This window comes from Embleya sp. NPDC005971 (assembly GCF_040629175.1).
In the GTDB taxonomy this organism is placed as follows: domain Bacteria; phylum Actinomycetota; class Actinomycetes; order Streptomycetales; family Streptomycetaceae; genus Embleya.
On sequence record NZ_JBEXUX010000001.1, the window covers coordinates 558,253 to 577,741 of the forward strand.

The 19,489-nt window shown below is 70.5% G+C and carries 17 protein-coding genes; 14 read left to right on the top strand and 3 right to left on the bottom strand.

The genetic code is table 11. The features are described 5' to 3' along the window. Positions 1–41: 41 nt before the first annotated feature. The 7 genes from ABZ374_RS02410 to ABZ374_RS02440 all read left to right on the top strand — a co-directional run bounded on the left by ABZ374_RS02410 (position 42) and on the right by ABZ374_RS02440 (position 8,379). A complete protein-coding gene (locus ABZ374_RS02410) occupies positions 42–797 on the top strand; it encodes a decaprenylphospho-beta-D-erythro-pentofuranosid-2-ulose 2-reductase (RefSeq protein ID WP_360305191.1) in 756 nt (251 codons plus the stop codon). 141 nt (positions 798–938) lie between these two features. Beyond that, positions 939–1,538: a dephospho-CoA kinase gene (coaE, locus tag ABZ374_RS02415; RefSeq protein ID WP_360305193.1), complete on the top strand. Its 600-nt coding sequence runs from the start codon at positions 939–941 to the stop codon at positions 1,536–1,538. A 91-nt stretch (positions 1,539–1,629) separates the two neighbouring features. Next, positions 1,630–3,708, top strand: a complete 2,079-nt coding sequence (uvrB, locus tag ABZ374_RS02420; RefSeq protein ID WP_360305195.1) for an excinuclease ABC subunit UvrB — start codon at positions 1,630–1,632, stop codon at positions 3,706–3,708. 210 nt (positions 3,709–3,918) lie between these two features. Beyond that, the gene (locus ABZ374_RS02425) at positions 3,919–4,491 is read left to right on the top strand and encodes a TerD family protein (RefSeq protein ID WP_020553592.1); all 573 of its coding nucleotides are present in this window, start codon (positions 3,919–3,921) and stop codon (positions 4,489–4,491) included. 104 nt (positions 4,492–4,595) lie between these two features. Further along, positions 4,596–6,350: a TerD family protein gene (locus ABZ374_RS02430; protein WP_360305198.1), complete on the top strand. Its 1,755-nt coding sequence runs from the start codon at positions 4,596–4,598 to the stop codon at positions 6,348–6,350. Between the two features lie 207 nt (positions 6,351–6,557). Beyond that, the gene (locus tag ABZ374_RS02435) at positions 6,558–7,214 is read left to right on the top strand and encodes a 3'-5' exonuclease (protein ID WP_360305200.1); all 657 of its coding nucleotides are present in this window, start codon (positions 6,558–6,560) and stop codon (positions 7,212–7,214) included. A gap of 175 nt (positions 7,215–7,389) precedes the next feature. Continuing rightward, entirely contained in the window at positions 7,390–8,379 is a 990-nt protein-coding gene (locus ABZ374_RS02440) for a TerC/Alx family metal homeostasis membrane protein (protein ID WP_360305202.1), read from the top strand. Here ABZ374_RS02440 and ABZ374_RS02445 read toward each other — a convergent pair. After that, complete coding sequence (locus ABZ374_RS02445) at positions 8,376–8,537, bottom strand: hypothetical protein (protein WP_360305204.1); 162 nt, start codon at positions 8,535–8,537, stop codon at positions 8,376–8,378. The two genes, ABZ374_RS02440 and ABZ374_RS02445, sit on opposite strands and share 4 nt — an antisense overlap. Before the next feature lie 125 nt (positions 8,538–8,662). Here ABZ374_RS02445 and ABZ374_RS02450 point away from each other — a divergent pair, with 125 nt between their 5' ends. After that, entirely contained in the window at positions 8,663–9,220 is a 558-nt protein-coding gene (locus ABZ374_RS02450; RefSeq protein WP_360305206.1) for a CGNR zinc finger domain-containing protein, read from the top strand. A gap of 24 nt (positions 9,221–9,244) precedes the next feature. Here ABZ374_RS02450 and ABZ374_RS02455 read toward each other — a convergent pair whose 3' ends face one another. Both ABZ374_RS02455 and ABZ374_RS02460 read right to left on the bottom strand, forming a co-directional pair. Beyond that, entirely contained in the window at positions 9,245–9,901 is a 657-nt protein-coding gene (locus ABZ374_RS02455) for an MBL fold metallo-hydrolase (RefSeq protein ID WP_360305208.1), read from the bottom strand. Positions 9,902–9,962: 61 nt separating this feature from the next. Next, on the bottom strand, positions 9,963–10,697 hold the full coding sequence (locus ABZ374_RS02460) for a maleylpyruvate isomerase family mycothiol-dependent enzyme (RefSeq protein WP_360305210.1): 735 nt from the start codon (positions 10,695–10,697) through the stop codon (positions 9,963–9,965). A 355-nt stretch (positions 10,698–11,052) separates the two neighbouring features. Between ABZ374_RS02460 and uvrA the strand changes: the two genes are divergently transcribed. The 6 genes from uvrA (at position 11,053) to whiA (ending at position 19,474) form a co-directional block, all read left to right on the top strand. Continuing rightward, complete coding sequence (gene uvrA / locus ABZ374_RS02465) at positions 11,053–13,899, top strand: excinuclease ABC subunit UvrA (protein ID WP_360305212.1); 2,847 nt, start codon at positions 11,053–11,055, stop codon at positions 13,897–13,899. A 102-nt stretch (positions 13,900–14,001) separates the two neighbouring features. Next, the gene (locus ABZ374_RS02470; RefSeq protein ID WP_360305214.1) at positions 14,002–14,481 is read left to right on the top strand and encodes a Rieske (2Fe-2S) protein; all 480 of its coding nucleotides are present in this window, start codon (positions 14,002–14,004) and stop codon (positions 14,479–14,481) included. A 39-nt stretch (positions 14,482–14,520) separates the two neighbouring features. Then, on the top strand, positions 14,521–16,623 hold the full coding sequence (gene uvrC, locus ABZ374_RS02475) for an excinuclease ABC subunit UvrC (protein WP_360305216.1): 2,103 nt from the start codon (positions 14,521–14,523) through the stop codon (positions 16,621–16,623). Positions 16,624–16,647: 24 nt separating this feature from the next. Then, positions 16,648–17,541, top strand: a complete 894-nt coding sequence (gene rapZ / locus ABZ374_RS02480) for an RNase adapter RapZ (RefSeq protein WP_360305218.1) — start codon at positions 16,648–16,650, stop codon at positions 17,539–17,541. Further along, on the top strand, positions 17,538–18,503 hold the full coding sequence (gene yvcK / locus ABZ374_RS02485; protein WP_360305220.1) for a uridine diphosphate-N-acetylglucosamine-binding protein YvcK: 966 nt from the start codon (positions 17,538–17,540) through the stop codon (positions 18,501–18,503). Before rapZ ends, yvcK begins: the two co-directional genes overlap by 4 nt. Then, the gene (whiA, locus tag ABZ374_RS02490; protein ID WP_020553580.1) at positions 18,494–19,474 is read left to right on the top strand and encodes a DNA-binding protein WhiA; all 981 of its coding nucleotides are present in this window, start codon (positions 18,494–18,496) and stop codon (positions 19,472–19,474) included. Before yvcK ends, whiA begins: the two co-directional genes overlap by 10 nt. The last annotated feature ends 15 nt before the right edge of the window (positions 19,475–19,489 follow it).

The window sequence follows — 19,489 nt, forward strand, 5'->3', positions numbered from 1 at the left end:
CTTCCGTCGTCTCGTGAACCACGTTTTGTGAAGGACACACCGTGAAAGACGCCCTGGGCGCACCGCAGTCCCTGCTCGTTCTCGGCGGCACCTCCGAGATCGCGCTGACCACGGCTCGCGCGATGGTCGCCGAGCGGGTCCGGCGGGTCGTGCTCGCCGGTCGCCCCTCCGCCGCGCTGGACACGGCCGCCGAGGAACTGCGCGGCCTCGGCGCGAGCGTCGAGGTGGTCGGCTTCGACGCGGCCGAGACCGACGACCACGAGAAGACCATCGACGAGGTCTTCGCCGCCGGCGACATCGACGTCGTGCTGCTCGCCTTCGGTGTGCTGGGCGACCAGGAGGCGGACGCGAAGTCCCCGGCCGCCGCCGCGCGCGTCGCGCAGGTCAACTACGTGGGCGGCGTCTCGGCCGGGCTGGCGGCGGCCAACGCGCTGTCCCGGCAGGGCCACGGCGCGCTCGCGGTGATCTCCTCCGTGGCCGGCGAGCGGGCCCGCAAGTCGAACTTCATCTACGGCTCGACCAAGGCCGGCCTGGACGCGTTCGCCCAGGGCCTGGGCGACAAGCTGCACGGCACCGGCGTGCACGTGATGGTGGTGCGGCCGGGCTTCGTCAGGACCAAGATGACCGAGGGTCTGCCGGACGCGCCGCTGGCCACCACGCCCGAGGCGGTCGCCGAGGCGATCGTCAAGGGCCTGCGCCGCAAGTCGTCCGTGGTCTGGGTGCCGGGCCAGTTCCGCTTCGTGATGTCCGCGCTGCGGCACGTGCCGCGGCCGATCTTCCGCAAGCTGAACATCTGACCCGCGGCCTGTGCCCGCGAGCCCGTCCCGTCCTCGGGGCGGGCTCGCGCGTATTGCGGGCCGGCGCCCTTCTACCCTGGGGTCGCCTGGCCTACCGTGGCCCGGTCTTGGTCCACCCGAAAGACGTACGAGGGGCGCCACATGGGCAGCAGGGGCAACGTCGGGCTCACCGGCGGCATCGGAGCCGGCAAGAGCGAGGTGGCGCGCCGGCTCGCCGAACTGGGCGCGGTGGTGATCGACTCGGACCGGATCGCGCGCGAGGTGGTGGCACCGGGCACGCCGGGGCTGGCCGCGGTGGTGGCCGAGTTCGGCGAGTCGGTGTTGCTGCCGGACGGCTCGCTGGATCGCCCGGGGCTGGGCCGGATCGTCTTCGGCTCGCCGGATCGGCTGGCCGCGCTGAACGCGATCGTGCACCCGCTGGTCGGCGCGCGCGCGGCGGAGCTGACGGCCGCCGCCGGGGAGGACGCGGTGCTGATCAACGACGTGCCGCTGTTGGCGGAGAACGACCTGGCGAAGCTGTACGACCTGGTGGTGGTGGTGGACGCCGCTCCCCAGACGCAGCTCGACCGGCTGGTCCGGCTGCGGGGCATGCCGGAGGCCGACGCTCGGGCCCGGATGGCCGCGCAGGCTTCGCGCGAGCAGCGGTTGGCCGTCGCGGACGTGGTGATCGACAACGACGGGCCGTTGACGGCGCTGGAGCCGCAGGTGCGCGCGTTGTGGGAGCGGCTGACGGGGGCCTGAGCGGCTGCGGAGCGGCGTGATCGGGCCTCGCGGCGGCAAGGCGTTGCTCGGTTCACGACGCTTGTCGGTGCGGACCCGTAACGTGTATCCCGTGCGACCCATTACCGATCTCGAACGCAAAGTGGCGCCCTTCGAGGTCGTCAGTCCCTATCGGCCGTCCGGTGACCAGCCGCAGGCGATCGATCTTCTGGAACAGCGGGTCGACGCGGGCGACAAGAACGTGGTGTTGCTCGGCGCGACCGGCACCGGCAAGTCGGCGACGACCGCGTGGATGATCGAGCGGCTCCAGCGGCCGACTCTGGTCATGGCGCCCAACAAGACCCTCGCGGCGCAGCTCGCCAACGAATTTCGTGAGCTGCTGCCCAACAACGCCGTCGAGTACTTCGTCTCGTACTACGACTACTACCAGCCCGAGGCGTACGTCCCGACCACGGACACCTACATCGAGAAGGACTCCTCGATCAACGAGGAGGTCGAGCGGCTGCGGCACTCGACCACCAACTCGCTGCTGACCCGCCGGGACGTGGTCGTGGTCGCGTCCGTGTCCTGCATCTACGGCCTGGGCACCCCGCAGGAATACGTGGACCGGATGGTTCGGCTGCGGGTCGGCGAGGAGATCGAGCGGGACGCGCTGCTGCGCCGCTTCGTCGGCAACCAGTACACCCGCAACGACGTCGCGTTCACCCGCGGCACCTTCCGGGTGCGCGGCGACACGATCGAGATCTTCCCGGTTTACGAAGAGCTGGCCGTGCGGATCGAGATGTTCGGCGACGAGATCGAGTCGCTGATGACGCTGCACCCGCTCACCGGCGAGGTGGTCAGCGAGGACGACGAGCTCTACGTCTTCCCCGCCACGCACTACGTGGCCGGCCCCGAGCGGATGGAGCGCGCGGTCGCCGGGATCGAGCGGGAGCTGGAGGAGACGCTCGCCCGGATGGACAAGCAGGGCAAGGTGCTGGAGTCCCAGCGGCTGCGGATGCGGACCACGTACGACATCGAGATGCTCCGCCAGATCGGCACCTGCTCCGGCATCGAGAACTACTCGCGGCACATGGACGGCCGTGAGGCGGGCACCGCGCCGAACACGCTCCTCGACTACTTCCCCGAGGACTTCCTGCTGGTGCTGGACGAGTCGCACGTGACGGTGCCGCAGATCGGCGCGATGTACGAGGGTGACGCGTCGCGCAAGCGCACCCTGGTCGAGCACGGCTTCCGGCTGCCCTCCGCGATGGACAACCGCCCGCTCAAGTGGGAGGAGTTCCTGGAGCGCGTCGGGCAGACGGTGTACCTGTCCGCGACCCCCGGCAAGTACGAGCTGGCCAAGGCGGACGCGGTGGTCGAGCAGATCATCCGCCCGACCGGCCTGATCGACCCCGAGGTCGTGGTCAAGCCGACCGAGGGCCAGATCGACGACCTGCTGCACGAGATCCGCACCCGGGCCGAGAAGGACGAGCGGGTCCTGGTCACCACGCTGACCAAGAAGATGTCCGAGGACCTCACGGACTACTTCCTGGAGCAGGGGGTGCGGGTGCGCTACCTGCACAGCGACATCGACACGCTGCGCCGGGTCGAGCTGCTGCGCGAGCTGCGGCTGGGCGAGTACGACGTGCTGGTCGGCATCAACCTGCTGCGCGAGGGCCTGGACCTGCCCGAGGTCTCGCTCGTGTCCATCCTGGACGCGGACAAGGAGGGCTTCCTGCGCTCGGGCACCTCGTTGATCCAGACCATCGGTCGGGCGGCGCGCAACGTGTCCGGCCAGGTGCACATGTACGCGGACAAGATCACCCCGTCGATGGCCAAGGCGATCGACGAGACCAACCGCCGACGCGCCAAGCAGATCGCGTACAACACCGAGCGCGGCATCGACCCGCAGCCGCTGCGCAAGAAGATCGTGGACATTCTCGACTCGATCTCGCGCGAGGACGCGGACACCGCCGATCTGCTGGCCGGCAACAAGGGTCGGCAGAAGGCGCCGGTGCCCTCGTTGGGCAAGAAGGCGGCGACGGACAATCTGCCCGCGGCCGATCTCGCGGACATGATCCGGGTGATGACCGAGCAGATGCACGCCGCGGCTTCCGAACTGCAATTCGAACTGGCCGCGCGGTTGCGCGACGAGGTCGGGGAGCTGAAGAAGGAGCTGCGCGGGATGAAGGCGGCGGGCATCGCCTGACCGCGGCCGGGACGGATCACGGGCATCGGGGAACGGCCTGCGAAGCCCGTACGTCTTGACCGGTAGGTTCGTGATCCTGAATGTCACCGAGGGGGCTCGCCGGGACACCGGCGACTCCCGAGGACTACTCTGCGGCCGTGTGGGCCCGCCCCGACCCGGGGACGGCGTTCGCGAGCCGCGTGACCAAATCTGTGAGGGGAGACGTCGCCAGTGGCCGTCAACATGTCCAAGGGCCAGAGGATTTCACTCGACAAGCCGGGTGGTGGCGAGCTGACCATGGTCCGGATGGGCCTGGGCTGGGACGCCATCAAGCGCCGCGGCCTGTTCGGCAGCCGGGAGAAGGAGGTCGACCTCGACGCGTCGTGCGTGCTCTTCGCGGAGAACCAGCCGGTCGACGTCTGCTACTTCGGCCAGCTCACCAGCAAGGACGGGTCCGTTCGCCACACCGGCGACAACCTGACCGGGCACGGTGACGGCGACGACGAGTCGATCCTCGTGGACCTGTCCCGCGTGCCGGTGCACGTGGACCAGATCATCTTCACGGTCAGCTCCTTCCAGGGGCAGACCTTCCAGGAGATCGAGAACGCGTTCTGCCGGATCGTGGACGAGACCACGAACACCGAGCTGGCGCGCTACACGCTCTCCGGCGGTGGCAACTACACCGGCCAGATCATGGCCAAGCTCTACCGGCACGGCACCGGCTGGAAGATGGCCGCGATCGGCGAGCCCGCGCACGGTCAGACCCTGCGCGACCTGCTCCCGGCTCTGATGGCGCACCTGTAGGACGCACAACCAAACATGGTGAGCGGGCCGGGACGGGCGGAGTACGCCTCCCGGCCCGCTCGCGCGGGGTCCGTCCCGGCGGGGCGGGGAGGGGACGAACGCACGTGAGCACCGAACTGGTACGGGGTCAGAACCTGGCGCTGCCCGACACCCGGGTGGAGGTCGAGATCGCGGCACAATGCCCGGTCGAGCTGGTGGTGACCCTGGTGGGGGCCGACGATCGGGTCCGCGACGACGACGACGTGATCCAGCGCGGCGGTGGCGACACCGTCGGGGCGACCATCCGTCAGGCCGGTGCGACCTTCGAGCTGGACCGGCTGCCCGCCGAGATCGAGCGGGTGCTGGTCGGCGCCTCGCTGGAGGGCGGCGGGGTGGACCGGTTCGGCGTGGTCGCGGCGCCGGTGGTGACCGTGCGGGCGGCCGGGGAGGACCTGGCCACGTTCCGGATCACCGATCTGGGCAGCGAGCGCGCGTTGCAGACCGTGGAGCTGTATCGACGCCAGGGTGCGTGGAAGGTGCGCGCCGTGGGGCAGGGCTACGAGGCCGGCCTGGAGGCGCTGCTCAAGGACGTCGGCGTGCAGAACCGGGCGCGGGTGGTGGACCGGGCGCGCACCGCGCTCGGCGGACCGGCCGCCGCGCCGTTCAGCGCCGCGAACGCGCCCACCGAGCCGCGCGAGCCGGGCACCGCGCCGCGGGTGGATCAAAACGGCGGCATGGCGTGGGCCGCGGCCCCGCCGGACGTCGAGCGCGAGGCCGCGCAGCGGGCGGCGCGGCGCGAGGTGGAGAAGCTGTACGAGCAGGTCTGGGGCGTGTTCGAGGACGCGGCGCGATCGGCCGCCGCCTACCGGTCGGCGATCGAGTACGCCGACGGTCGGTTGGACAAGGAGTTGGAGGGGGTCCTGAGCGACCCCGCCGCGCGCTTCTCGCCCGCAGGGCTCGCCGCGCAGGACACCGCGCGCGACCGGCACCGGGCGTTGGCCGAGCAGGCCAAGGCCGTGCTCGATCGGGACACCGCGCAGTTGGTCGGCGAGGTCGAGCAGTTGGAGCCGAACCTGCCGCCGGTGATGGCGCGTTGGGACAGCACGTCGTGGGCCGGGTGGCAGGCGCCGGAGGACGGGGCGCCGGCGATTCGGCTCGGCGATCTGCATCTGCCGGAGCGGCCGGAGTTGCGGGTGCCGATGGTGTTGCGGCTGCCGATGGATCGCGGGTTGTGGATCGACACCGGTGCCAGTGGCCTGGAGGGCGAGCGGGGCAATGGCGCGGAGCGGGCCGACGAGCTCGCGGTGTCGTTGACCGCGCGGATGTTCGCGGCGTTCCCGGTGGGCGAGTTCAAGGTGCACGTGGTCGACCCGGCGGGCAAGGGTACGGCTGCCGCGCCGTTGCAGCCGCTGGCCTCGTCCGGGCTGCTGGTGGGGCCGGTGGCCACCGACGCGGCCGACGTGTCCGCGTTGCTGGGGCGGATCCTGGACCGGATCGAGCTGGTGCGGATGGCGGTGGCCAACGACGCGGTGGACGCGCTGCCGGACGATTTGGATCTGGCCCGACAGTTGGTGCTCGTGCACGACTTCCCGTTCGGCTTCGACGATCGCAGTGCGGCGCAGTTGCGGCACATCGTCGAGGAGGGCCCCAGGGTCGGGGTGCACGTGATCGTGGTGGGCTCGCGTGGGGACGCCGAGTCGTTCGGGCCGTTGCTGGATCCGTTGTGGCGCTCGTTGTTGCGGCTCACCGCGATTCCGGAGGACCACATCATGGACCCGTGGATCGGGCTGCCGTGGGTGTACACGGCGGATCTGCCGTCCGGCGGCGCGGAGGCCACGCGGCAGTTGTTGTCCTGGGTCGCGGGCACGGACGGGCGCTGAGCGCGGGGTTCGGCCGCCGGCCGGGTGGCCTCGAACGCGGGCCGGGCCGGCGTGGGCTGTTCGGGTGGCTGTCGGGGCCGCCGCCCGGTGCCCGGGTGGGGGCGAAGCGGGTGGTTTGTGGCAATGCGGTGAATCGGGCGGGGCGGGGGTCATAGACTCTCGCCCCGTCGGTCGTGACCAAGGCGGCCGGGGGAGAGGGATGTCGCCTTGTTCGCCTATGCCGATCCCGTGCGCACGCTCGGGGTGCCCGCCGAGGTTGCCCGGACCGAATTCGCGGTCGTCGACCTGGAGACCACGGGGTTCTCGCCGGCGCGCGGGGATCGCATCGTGGAGATCGGCGTGGTGCGCGTCCGCGGCACCGGCGAGGTGCTGCGCGAGTGGACCACGCTGCTGGATCCGGGGCGTTCGGTGGGCGCGAGCCACGTACACCGGATCACCGCCGCCGACGTGGTGGGCGCGCCCCGGTTCGCGCAGATCGCCCGCGAGTTGGCCGGGTTGCTGGCGGACGCGGTGGTGGTCGCCCACAACGCGTCCTTCGAACAGCGCTTCCTGGAGGCCGAGTTCGTCGCGGCCGGCCTGGCGCCGCCGACGTTGCCTGCGTTGTGCACGATGAAGCTGGCGAAGGCGTCCGGGCTGCCGTTGGCCGACCACAAGCTCGGGACGTGTTGTGCGCACTTCGGGCTGACCTTCCCCGACGCGCACGCGGCCCTGGCCGATGCCCGGGTGACCGCGCGGCTGCTGCCGCTGCTGTTGGCGGGGCTGGGTACCCGCAGTCTGGGGCTGCCGGTGCCGCCCGCCCGGGCCCCGGAGCGGCTGCCCGCGCCCGTACTCAAGCCGCGCCGGGGGTTCGCGCCGGGGATCTGACGGGTATCCGGGCACTTCGACCGGGCCGGCGCCGCAGGTCTTCTGACGGCCTGTCACCAGGGTTTGGCAAAGGATCGCTTGGTCTTTCCTTTACCTTCTGGCATCCTGGAGGCAATCGGAGGGGTACATCCCCCCTCCGGCGATGACGCGACCCCCCACGTCTGCCGGAGGCGCAGTGGACGTTTCACCCGTTGCCTGGATCCTGACCATCGTCGTGCTGCTGGCACTGGTGGCAGTCGATCTGTTCCTCAATCGCAAGCCGCACGAGGTCACCCTCAAGGAGGCGTCCCTCTGGGGCGTCTTCTGGGTCGGCCTCGCCGTGCTGTTCGGAATCGGCCTGTGGGTCTTCTCCGGGTCGGCACCCGCCGGCGAGTTCTTCGCCGGCTTCATCACCGAGAAGTCGCTGAGTGTCGACAACCTGTTCGTGTTCGTACTGATCATGGGCAAGTTCGCGGTGCCGCCGCAGTATCAGCAGCGGGTGCTGCTGGTCGGCGTGTTGCTCGCGCTGGTGCTGCGCGGCATCTTCATCGCCGCCGGCGCCGCGGTCGTCGCCGCGTTCTCGTGGGTCTTCTTCATCTTCGGCGCGTTCCTGATCTGGACCGCGTGGAAGCTGATCAAGGAGGCCCAGTCGGACGAGGAGGAGGAGTTCGAGGAGAACGCCCTCCTGCGCAAGGTCGAGAAGGTGTTGCCGACCACCGACGGCTACCGCGACATGAAGCTCGTGGTGAAGGAGAACGGCAAGCGTCTCGTCACGCCGATGTTGATCGTGATGATCGCCGTCGGCACCACCGACGTGCTGTTCGCCCTGGACTCCATCCCGGCGATCTTCGGTCTCACCAAGGAGCCGTACATCGTCTTCACCGCGAACGCGTTCGCGCTGATGGGCCTGCGCCAGCTCTACTTCCTGATCGGCGGGCTGCTCAAGAAGCTCGTCTACCTGTCGTACGGCCTGTCGGTGATCCTCGGCTTCATCGGGATCAAGCTGATCTTCGAGGCGCTGCACGGTCAGGGTGTGCACGTGCCGGAGATCGGCATCCCGCTCTCGCTCGGCGTGATCGTGTTGACCCTGACGGTGACCACGGTGCTGAGCCTGCGCAAGAACAAGAAGGACGAGCTCGCGGCGGCCGAGGCCGAGGCGTCCGCCGACAAGGACGCGAGCGTCTAGTTCGGAAGCGGTACGGCCGGCGGCCCCTGGGCGAGGAGCACCTCGTGCGGGGGCCGCTGCGTCGTGGTGGGCCGCAGACGCACACCGACGCTGCCGCACAGGCAGCGGGTGTAGACGATCTCGCCCTGGGATGTGGAGTGTCGGGACAGTACGGTCATGCGCGGATCCTCGATCCGTCCGCAGGCGTCGCACCGGGAAGACATCGGGTTGCCCCCAGGTTGAATAGGGTAATGGGTGTCCTGGTGTAGCTCCTTACATATCCGGCAGCTTAGGTAAGGGTTCAATGGAAGTCAACGGTTACCGTAGTGACGGCGTCGGCGCTGCCGTCGCGATGGTCAACGCGTGGACGGGCGCGGACGGCGTGCCGCCGGATCTGGAATCCGCGCGGGAGGTGCTGAGCACGTTCTCGTTCCTGGTCGCGGATCTGACGCGGGAGGAGCTGGAACCCCTGGTCGAGTGGGCCGGCGAGCTGCGCGCCTTCTTCGTGATCGGCGACCTGGAGGCGGGCGTGGCGCAGATCAACGCGCTGCTGGCGCGGGTCGAGGTGCGTCCGCGGCTGGTGGATCACGGCCGCGGTCTGCACCTGCACCACGCGCCCTCGGGGGTGCCGTTCGTGCAGCGCATCCGGATCAACACCGCGGTGGGGTTGGCCAACCTGGTGGCCGACTACGGCCTGGGGCGGTCCGGGGTGTGCGCGGCCACCGACTGCGAGCGGGTGTTCGCGGACACCTCGCGCAACGGCCGCAAGCGCTACTGCTCGGACGCGTGCGCCAACCGCGCCAACGTGGCCGCGCACCGGGCCCGGCGTCGGGCGGCGGCGCCGAGCGCCGGTCGGGCCTGACCCGACCGTCGCTCGGCGGCGAAATCACCAGCGGCGTTCGCGCCACTCGGTCAGGGCGGGGCGCTCGGCGCCGAGGGTGGTGTCGTTGCCGTGGCCCGGGTAGACCCAGGTCTCGTCCGGGAGCCGGTCGAAGAGCTTGTGTTCGACGTCGTCGATCAGCCGATCGAACGCGGCCGGGTCGCCGAAGGTGTTGCCCACCCCGCCGGGGAACAGGCAGTCGCCGGTGAACAGGTGCGGGTGGCCCTTGGGGTCGTCGTACAGCAGCGCGATGCTGCCCTCGGTGTGGCCCACCAGGTGGATGGCCCGCAGTTCGATCGCGCCGAAGGCGATCGTGTCGCCGTCGTCCACGAGCACGTCGGTGGGCACCGGCACGGCCTCGGCGTCGTCGCGCCCGGCCAGCGTGGTCGCGCCGGTGTGCGCGACCACTTCGGCGAGCGCCTGCCAGTGGTCCTGGTGCCGATGCGTGGTGACCACCTTCGCCAGGCCGCCGTCGCCCACCAGGGTGATCAGCGTGCCGGCGTCGTTGGCCGCGTCGATCAACAACTGTTGATCGGTGGCGCGGCAGCGAAGCAGGTAGGCGTCGTTGTCGTAGGGCCCGACGGCCACCTTGGTGATCATCAGATTGGCCAGCTCGCGCACGGCCGGGGCGCCGCCGACCTTCACGGATCCGTGATACGTCATACGAGCCATCCTCCCCGGCCGCGGCCACTCTCGGCTACCGACCGGCGGATGCCGCCGCCGGTTACATCCACGCGGGCAGCGGTGGCAGCCGGCCGAACGGCTCGACGGTCAGGCCGTCGCCGTTGGTCCGGCCGATCAGCCACGCGAGCAGCGACTGACGGCGACCGGAGACGACCGCGGCGGGAGCCACGCCCTCCGGGCCGATCAACGACTCGCGGTGGGTGATGTCGTCGCGCAGCAGCAGCGGCGGGCAGTCCGGTCGACCCCGGAAGGAGGCGGCCACCTCGTTCAGCTCACGCTCGGTGTACTCGGTCGGCCAGTGCGCCGGGGTCCAGCCCGCGTCCAGGTCGACGTGGTGGATGTACAGCTCGCGCAGTCGTTTGGCGGGCAGTGTCGTGGCGGCGATCTCGCCCGCGTTGCGCGCGGTGACCTTGGCGCCCCACGCGGTCGGCGTCATCGCGGTGAACGCCTGGGCGAACCGGTTGGACGCGTCGTAGAGGTCGGTGAGCTGCTCCTGCGGCGGTCGACCGGCGCCCTCGTCGATGGCCCGGTCGCGGGCGTCCCCCGGCGGGTACATCGGCGTCGGGATCCCGGTGCGGGCCCAGTTCAGCAGGTTGGTCAGGGCGTCCGCGTTGCGCGCGAGGTGGGTCAGCACATGGCCTCTGCTCCACCCGGGCAGCAACGACGGACCGGCCAGGTGCTCGGGCGTCAGTCGTTCCGCGGTCGCCAATACCTGCGCGGTCGCTTCGTTGATCTCCGCGAGCAGAGCGGCGGGGTCGAACCCGTCCGTGGTCACGCATACCTCCCCCGGATCGCCCTCGCCGCCGAACCGCGGGACGAGACGGGTCCCGGTGCGGCGAGGTCTTGGGGTTTCACCTTAGTGGCGCGAGTCGGCCCGAGTGCCCGGGCCGAAGCTTCACACGATCGAGTGAAGAGTGGTCCGAGGAAGTTTTGTTCGAATGAATGTGCGATAGCCTGGCGGCTCAAAGGGGAACAAAAACCTGCCGCAGGCTGCTTACGATGGCGCGAGGCATGGCTTCGGTCGGCTTGGTCCCGATCCGCGCCGCCTCGATCCGCACTGTCGACGCGTACCGATCAGCTCGACATCATTCAGCCGCAGCGGCATGTCGTCGAAGGGTTTCGATTCTCAAGTGGCCGACCGTCTCATCGTCCGTGGCGCGCGCGAGCACAACCTCAAGGACGTCTCCCTCGACCTACCGCGCGACGCGCTCATCGTCTTCACCGGCCTGTCCGGCTCCGGGAAGTCCTCGCTCGCGTTCGACACGATCTTCGCGGAGGGACAGCGCCGCTACGTCGAGTCGCTGTCGTCCTACGCGCGCCAGTTCCTCGGGCAGATGGACAAGCCCGACGTCGACTTCATCGAGGGCCTGTCGCCCGCGGTCTCGATCGACCAGAAGTCGACGAACCGCAACCCGCGCTCCACGGTCGGCACGATCACCGAGGTCTACGACTACCTGCGCCTGCTCTACGCCCGGATCGGTCACCCGCACTGTCCGCAGTGCGCCCGTCCGATCGCCCGGCAGAGCCCGCAGCAGGTGGTCGACCGGGTGCTGGAGTTGGAGGAGGGCACCCGCTTCCAGGTGCTCTCGCCGATCGTGCGCGAGCGCAAGGGCGAGTTCGTCGACCTGTTCGCCGAACTCCAGTCCAAGGGCTACAGCCGGGCCCGGGTGGACGGCGCGGTGATCCAGCTCACCGACCCGCCCAAGCTCAAGAAGCAGGAGAAGCACACCATCGAGGTGGTCATCGACCGCCTGACCGTCAAGTCCTCGGCCAAGCGCCGACTGACCGACTCGGTGGAGACCGCGCTCTCGCTCGGCTCCGGCATGGTCATCCTGGACTTCGTCGACCTGCCCGAGGACGACGCCAATCGCGAGCGGATGTTCTCCGAGCACCTCTACTGCCCGTACGACGACCTGTCGTTCGAGGAGCTGGAGCCGCGCTCGTTCTCCTTCAACTCGCCGTTCGGCGCCTGCCCGGACTGCACCGGCATCGGCACCCGGATGGAGGTCGACCCGGAGCTGGTGGTGCCCGACGGGCAGAAGTCGTTGGACGAGGGCGCGCTCGCGCCGTGGTCGAGCGGACACGCCTCGGAGTACTTCGGCCGGCTGGTGGCCGCCGTCGCGGAGGAGATGGGCTTTCGGACCGACATCGCCTGGGACGGCCTGCCGCAGCGGGCCAGGAAGGCGCTGCTGAACGGCCACAAGACGCAGATCCACGTCAAGTACAAGAACCGCTACGGCCGCGAGCGCTCGTACTACACGTCCTTCGAGGGCGCGCTGCCCTACATCGTGCGCCGGCACTCCGAGGCGGAGACCGACACCAGTCGCGAGCGCTTCGAGGGCTACATGCGCGAGGTGCCGTGTGCCACGTGTCACGGTGCCCGGCTCAAGCCGATCGTGCTCGCGGTGACCATCGCGGACAAGTCGATCGCCGACGTCGCGTCGATGTCGATCAGCGACTGCGCCGACTTCCTCGGCCGGATCAAGCTGGTGGCGCGCGAGAAGAAGATCGCCGAGCGGGTGCTCAAGGAGGTCAACGAGCGGCTGAAGTTCCTGGTCGACGTCGGCCTGGACTACCTCTCGCTGAGTCGGGCCGCCGGCACCCTGTCCGGCGGCGAGGCGCAGCGCATCCGGCTCGCCACCCAGATCGGCTCCGGTCTGGTCGGCGTGCTCTACGTGCTCGACGAGCCGTCCATCGGCCTGCACCAGCGGGACAACCACCGGCTGATCGAGACCCTGGTCCGGCTGCGCGACATGGGCAACACGCTGATCGTGGTCGAGCACGACGAGGACACCATCCGGGTCGCCGACTGGGTCGTGGACATCGGTCCCGGCGCGGGCGAGCACGGCGGCGAGGTGGTGCACTCGGGCAGCTACAAGGAACTGCTCAAGAACAAGCGTTCGGCGACCGGCGACTACCTCTCCGGCCGCAAGTCGATCGCCACGCCCACCGAGCGTCGGGTGCCGGACAAGAAGCGTCGCCTGGTCGTGCACGGCGCCCGGGAGAACAACCTGCGCGACGTCGGCGTGGCCTTCCCGCTCGGCGTGTTCACCGCGGTCACCGGCGTGTCCGGCTCGGGCAAGTCGACCCTGGTCAACGACATCCTGTACACGCACCTGGCCCGCGAGCTCAACGGCGCCCGCTTGGTGCCCGGCCGGCACACCCGGATCACCGGGACCGAGCTGGTGGACAAGGTCGTGCACGTGGACCAGGGCCCGATCGGGCGCACCCCGCGCTCGAACCCGGCCACCTACACCGGCGTGTTCGACCACGTGCGCAAGTTGTTCGCGGAGACCACCGAGGCCAAGGTGCGCGGCTACCTGCCGGGCCGGTTCTCGTTCAACGTCAAGGGCGGTCGCTGCGAGAACTGCTCGGGCGACGGCACGATCAAGATCGAGATGAACTTCCTGCCGGACGTCTACGTGCCGTGCGAGGTCTGCCACGGCGCGCGGTACAACCGGGAGACCCTGGAGGTGCACTTCAAGGGCAAGAACATCTCCGAGGTGCTCGACATGCCGATCGAGGAGGGCCTGGCCTTCTTCGAGGCGGTCCCCGCGATCGCCCGGCACCTGCGCACCCTCAACGACGTCGGTCTGGGTTACGTGCGGCTGGGCCAGCCCGCGACCACGCTGTCCGGTGGCGAGGCGCAGCGCGTCAAGCTCGCCTCCGAACTGCAGCGCCGTTCCACCGGCAAGACGGTCTACGTGCTCGACGAGCCGACCACCGGTCTGCACTTCGAGGACATCCGTCGGCTCCTGGGTGTGCTCACCAGCCTGGTCGACAAGGGCAACACGGTGATCGTGATCGAGCACAACCTCGACGTGATCAAGACCGCCGACTGGGTGGTCGACCTGGGCCCCGAGGGCGGCAGCGGCGGTGGTCTGGTGGTCGCGGAGGGCACTCCCGAGGAGGTCGCCGAGGTGCCCGGCAGCCACACCGGCAAGTTCCTCCAGGACGTGCTGTACGACCGACGGTGACGTGAGCGGCCTTCGGGCCGGGTGCGAGGATTGACCGGCCTCACGGTGGCGTGCCCCGAACGGGGCACGCCACCGGCGTCACCGTTCACAAGGAGATCCCGGATGACCCCGCAGCAGCAGCCCCGACCCGAGACCGCGCCCGACCCGGCGGCGGCCGAGCACGGGCCGGACCGGCGCACGCTGCTGCGCACAGCCGCGGTGGTCGGCGCGGTCGGCGCCGCCGGGCTCGCCATGACGGCGTGCACCGCGGACAACCAGCCCGCGTCGCCGCACGAGAAGAAACTGCTCGACGGCCCGGTCACGGTGGGTCGCTCCGAGGACGTGACGGTCGGCAAGGGCAAGGTCTACACCGACACCTCGATCGTGGTGACCCAACCGGCGAAGGACGATTACAAGGCGTTCGACGCGCGTTGTCCGCACCAGGGGTGTCTGGTCACCAAGGTCGACCAGGGTGTCATCCAGTGCCAGTGCCACGGCAGCCAGTTCTCGATGAACGACGGTTCCGTCGTACGCCGACCCGCGAAGCGCGGCCTGACGCCGCTGCCGGTCACGGTCGCGAACGGCGAAATCGTGGTGGGTTGACCGCAAAAATCTGTTGGAGCCAGCACATAGGGTGGAGAAATGGACCCGTCGTCGTACCGGCCCGCGCCCGGCCAGATCCCGACGTCGCCCGGTGTGTACCGGTTCAGCGACGAGCACGGGCGCGTCGTCTACGTCGGCAAGGCGAAGAACCTGCGCGCTCGGCTCTCGTCCTACTTCCAGGACCTGGCCAACCTGCACCCGCGCACCCAGAGCATGGTCACCACCGCCGCCGCGGTGGACTGGACCGTGGTCGGCACCGAGGTCGAGGCGCTCCAGTTGGAGTACTCCTGGATCAAGGAGTTCGACCCGCGCTTCAACGTCAAATACCGCGACGACAAGAGCTATCCCTCGCTCGCGGTGACGCTGAACGAGGAGTATCCCCGGGCCCAGGTGATGCGCGGTCCGCACCGCAAGGGAGTGCGCTACTTCGGGCCCTACGGGCACGCGTGGGCCATTCGCGAGACGCTCGACCTGCTGCTGCGGGTGTTCCCGGTGCGCACGTGTTCGGCCGGTGTGTTCAAGAACGCCCGCCAGGTCGGCCGCCCGTGCCTGCTCGGCTACATCGGCAAGTGCGCGGCGCCGTGCACCGGCAAGATCTCCGCCGAGGACCATCGGGCGCTCGCCGAGGACTTCTGCGAGTTCATGGCCGGCCGCACCGGGCCCTACATCAAGCGGGTCGAGCGCGAGATGAAGCAGGCCGCGCAGGCGATGGAGTACGAGAAGGCGGCCCGACTGCGGGACGACATAACGGCGCTCACCCGGGCCCTGGAGAAGAACGCGATCGTCTTCGGCGACGGCACCGACGCGGATGTGATCGCGCTGGCCGAGGACGAGTTGGAGGTCGCCGTCCAGATCTTCCACGTGCGCGGCGGCCGGGTGCGCGGTCAGCGCGGCTGGGTCACCGAGCGGGTCGAGGACGTGGACACCGCCGACCTGGTCGAACACTTCCTCCAGCAGGTCTACGGCGAGCAGCGCGGCGAGGCCGTGCCGCGCGAGGTGCTGGTGCCCGCGCTGCCCGCGGACACCGCGGCGCTGACCCAGTGGTTGTGCGAGCTGCGCGGCGCCAGGGTGGAACTGCGGGTGCCGCAGCGCGGCGACAAGAAGTCGCTCCAGGAGACCGTGCAACGCAACGCCGCACAGGCGCTGAACCTGCACAAGCTGCGCCGGGCCGGCGACCTGACCGCCCGTTCGCTCGCGCTCCAGCAACTGGCCGAGGCGCTGGAGATGGACACCGCGCCGCTGCGCATCGAGTGCTTCGACATCTCGCATCTGCAGGGCACCGAGGTGGTCGCCTCGATGGTGGTCTTCGAGGACGGGCTGCCCCGTAAGAGTGAATATCGGCGGTTCGCGATCAAGACCTTCGAGGGCCAGGACGACCCGAGGGCGATGCACGAGGTGCTGACCCGGCGGTTTCGGCGGTACAAGGCGGATCTCGCGCGCGACGCGGTGGCCGACGCCGATGCGGCCGCGGTCGGCGACGACGACGCGGACGCGGCGCGGAACGGCGGCCCGATCGACCCGGAGACCGGTCGGCCCAAGCGCTTCGCCTACCCGCCGCAGTTGATCGTGGTCGACGGCGGTCAACCCCAGGTGGCCGCCGCGGTGCGGGCCCTGGAGGAGGCGGGCGTGGTCGACGTCACCGTGTGCGGGCTGGCCAAGCGGCTCGAAGAGGTGTGGGTGCCCGGCGAGGACGACCCGGTGGTGCTCCCGCGCAGCAGCGGCGAGGCGCTGTTGATGCTCCAGCGCATCCGGGACGAGGCACACCGCTTCGCGATCACCTATCACCGGTCCAAGCGGTCCAAGACGATGACGGCCAGTGCGCTGGACGACGTCCCCGGGCTGGGCGCGACCCGCCGCAAGGCGGTGCTCGCCCACTTCGGCTCGCTCAAGCGACTGCGCGCCGCCGGCATCGAACAGATCACCGAGGTGCCCGGCATCGGTCGGGCCACCGCGGCGGCGATCGTGGCGGCGCTCGCCACCCGGGCGCCCTCGGCCCCGGCGGTGAACACCGCCACGGGCGAGATCATTGAAGACGACGCCGACGTTGTGCGGGAGGAGGCCGTCGACGCCGACGAGGCGGTCCCGGTTGTACCCCCGAGGCAGGAACCAGCAGGAGGAAGCGTTGAACTCGCCCAGCCGTAGGTGTGCCACGCACCGGGGGGACGCATGAGTACCGAGATCACGAGCACGGCGGTCGAGGGCACTCCGGAGTTGGTGATCATCTCCGGCATGTCCGGCGCCGGTCGCAGCACCGCCGCCAAGGGCATGGAGGACCTCGGCTGGTTCGTGGTGGACAACCTGCCGCCGTCGCTGATCCCGGCGATGGTCGACCTCGGCGCCCGCACGCAGGGGGCGGTGGCGCGGATAGCGGTCGTCGTCGACGTGCGCGGCCGGACCTTCTTCGACGATCTGCGCTCGGCGCTGAGCGAGCTGGACGCGGCCGGCGTGGTGCGTCGGATCGTCTTCCTGGAAGCCTCCGACGACGTGCTGGTGCGGCGTTTCGAGGGAGTGCGCCGACCGCACCCGCTCCAGGGCGACGGGCGCATCCCGGACGGCATCGCCCGCGAGCGCGAACTGCTGCGCGAGCTGCGCGGCGAGGCCGACCTGGTGATCGACACCTCCGACATCAACGTGCACCAGCTCCGCGCGAAGATGGACGACCGGTTCGCCGGTTCCGGTGAGCCGCAGCTGCGCGCCACGGTGATGTCGTTCGGCTTCAAGTACGGCCTGCCGGTGGACGCCGACCTGGTCGTCGACTGTCGCTTCCTGCCCAACCCGCACTGGATCCCGGAGCTGCGCCCGCACACCGGCATGGACGAGGCGGTCAGCCGCTATGTGTTCGACCAGCCCGGCGCCAAGGAGTTCCTGGACCGGTACGCCGAGCTGCTGCGCATCGTTACCGAGGGCTACCGGCGCGAGGGCAAGCGCTTCGTGACGCTCGCGGTGGGCTGTACCGGCGGCAAGCACCGCAGTGTGGCGATGGCCGAACGACTGGCCCGCCGGCTTACCGAGGACGGCCTGGACACCGTGCTCGTGCACCGCGACATGGGCAGGGAATGAGCGGCCCCAAGGTGGTCGCGTTGGGCGGCGGACACGGGCTCTCGGCCTCGCTGGCGGCACTGCGCCGGCTCACCGACGACCTGACGGCGATCGTCACGGTCGCCGACGACGGGGGCTCCAGCGGGCGGCTGCGCAAGGACCTGGGCGTGTTGCCGCCCGGCGATCTGCGGATGGCGCTGGCCGCGCTGTGCGGCGACGACGAGTGGGGGGTGACCTGGAGTCGGGTCATCCAGCACCGTTTCCGCCGCGAGGGCGAGCTGAACGGGCACGCGGTGGGCAACCTGCTCCTGGTCGGCCTGTGGGAACTGATGGACGATCCGATCGCGGCCCTGGACTGGATGGGTCGGCTGCTCGGCGCGCACGGGCGGGTGTTGCCGATGTCGGCGGTCCCGCTGGACATCGAGGCGGACGTGGCCGGGCACGACCCGGCCCGGCCGGACGAGATGTCCGTGGTGCGCGGCCAGGCGCAGGTCGCGGTGACCCCGGGCGACGTGCACGGGATCCGGCTGCTGCCGGCGGATCCGCCCGCCGTGCCCGAGGCGGTCGCGGCGGTGCGTGACGCCGATTGGGTGGTTGTCGGGCCCGGCTCCTGGTTCACCTCGGTGTTGCCCCACCTGCTCGTTCCCGAGTTGGCGACCGCTTTGGTGGAGACCAAGGCCCGGCGGCTGCTCGCGTTGAATCTGGCCCCGCAGCCGGGCGAGACGGCGGGTTTCTCGCCGCAGCAGCACCTGGAGGTGCTGGCCGCCCATGCTCCCGGGCTGACCTTTGACATCGTCCTCGGCGACCGCGACCGTGTGGAGGATGTACCGGGCCTGGAACGGGCCACGGCGGCGCTCGGTGGACACGTGCACCTGGCCCCCGTTTCGGCGGTCGACGGCACCCCGCGACACGACCCGGAACGGTTGGCCGCAGCCTACGGCCGGATCTTCGTCGATCGTGAAAGGATCGCTCCATGGCGATGACGGCAGCAGTGAAGGACGAGCTCAGCCGCCTCCCGGTCACCCGGTCGTGCTGTCGCAAGGCGGAGGTCTCCGCGCTCTTGCGCTTCGCGGGCGGACTGCACATCGTGGGCGGGCGAATCGTCATCGAGGCGGAGTTGGACACGGCGATGGCCGCGCGCCGCCTGCGCAAGGACATCCTGGAGGTCTACGGGCACAGCTCGGACCTGGTGGTGGTGGCCCCCGGCGGGCTGCGCAGAGGCAGCCGCTACGTGGTGCGGGTCGCCGTCGGCGGCGACCAGTTGGCCCGGCAGACCGGCTTGCTGGACGCGCGCGGCCGGCCGGTGCGGGGCCTCCCGCCGCAGGTCGTCTCCGGCGCGACGTGCGATGCGGAGGCCGCCTGGCGCGGCGCGTTCCTGGCGCACGGTTCGCTCACCGAGCCCGGTCGCTCCTCCGCCCTGGAGGTGACCTGCCCCGGTTCGGAGGCGGCGCTCGCGCTGGTCGGCGCGGCCCGTCGGCTGGGCCTGGCGGCCAAGTCGCGCGAGGTGCGCGGGGTGGACCGGGTGGTGGTCCGCGACGGCGACGCGATCGGCGCGCTGCTCACCCGGCTGGGCGCGCACGAGAGCGTGCTGGCCTGGGAGGAGCGGCGGATGCGCCGCGAGGTGCGGGCCACCGCGAACCGGCTGGCCAACTTCGACGACGCGAACCTGCGCCGCTCGGCCCGCGCGGCCGTGGCGGCGGGCGCGCGCGTGCAGCGGGCCCTGGAGATCCTCGGCGAAGAGGTCCCGGAGCATCTGGCCGCGGCCGGCAAGCTGCGCCTGGACCACAAGCAGGCGTCCCTGGAGGAGCTGGGCGGGCTGGCCGAGCCGCCGCTGACCAAGGACGCGGTCGCGGGTCGGATCCGGCGACTGCTGGCGATGGCCGACAAGCGGGCGGGCGAACTGGGCATGCCCGGCACCGACGCCGGCCTGTCGGTGGACATACTCGTGTCCTGACCGGGATCGGGCCCG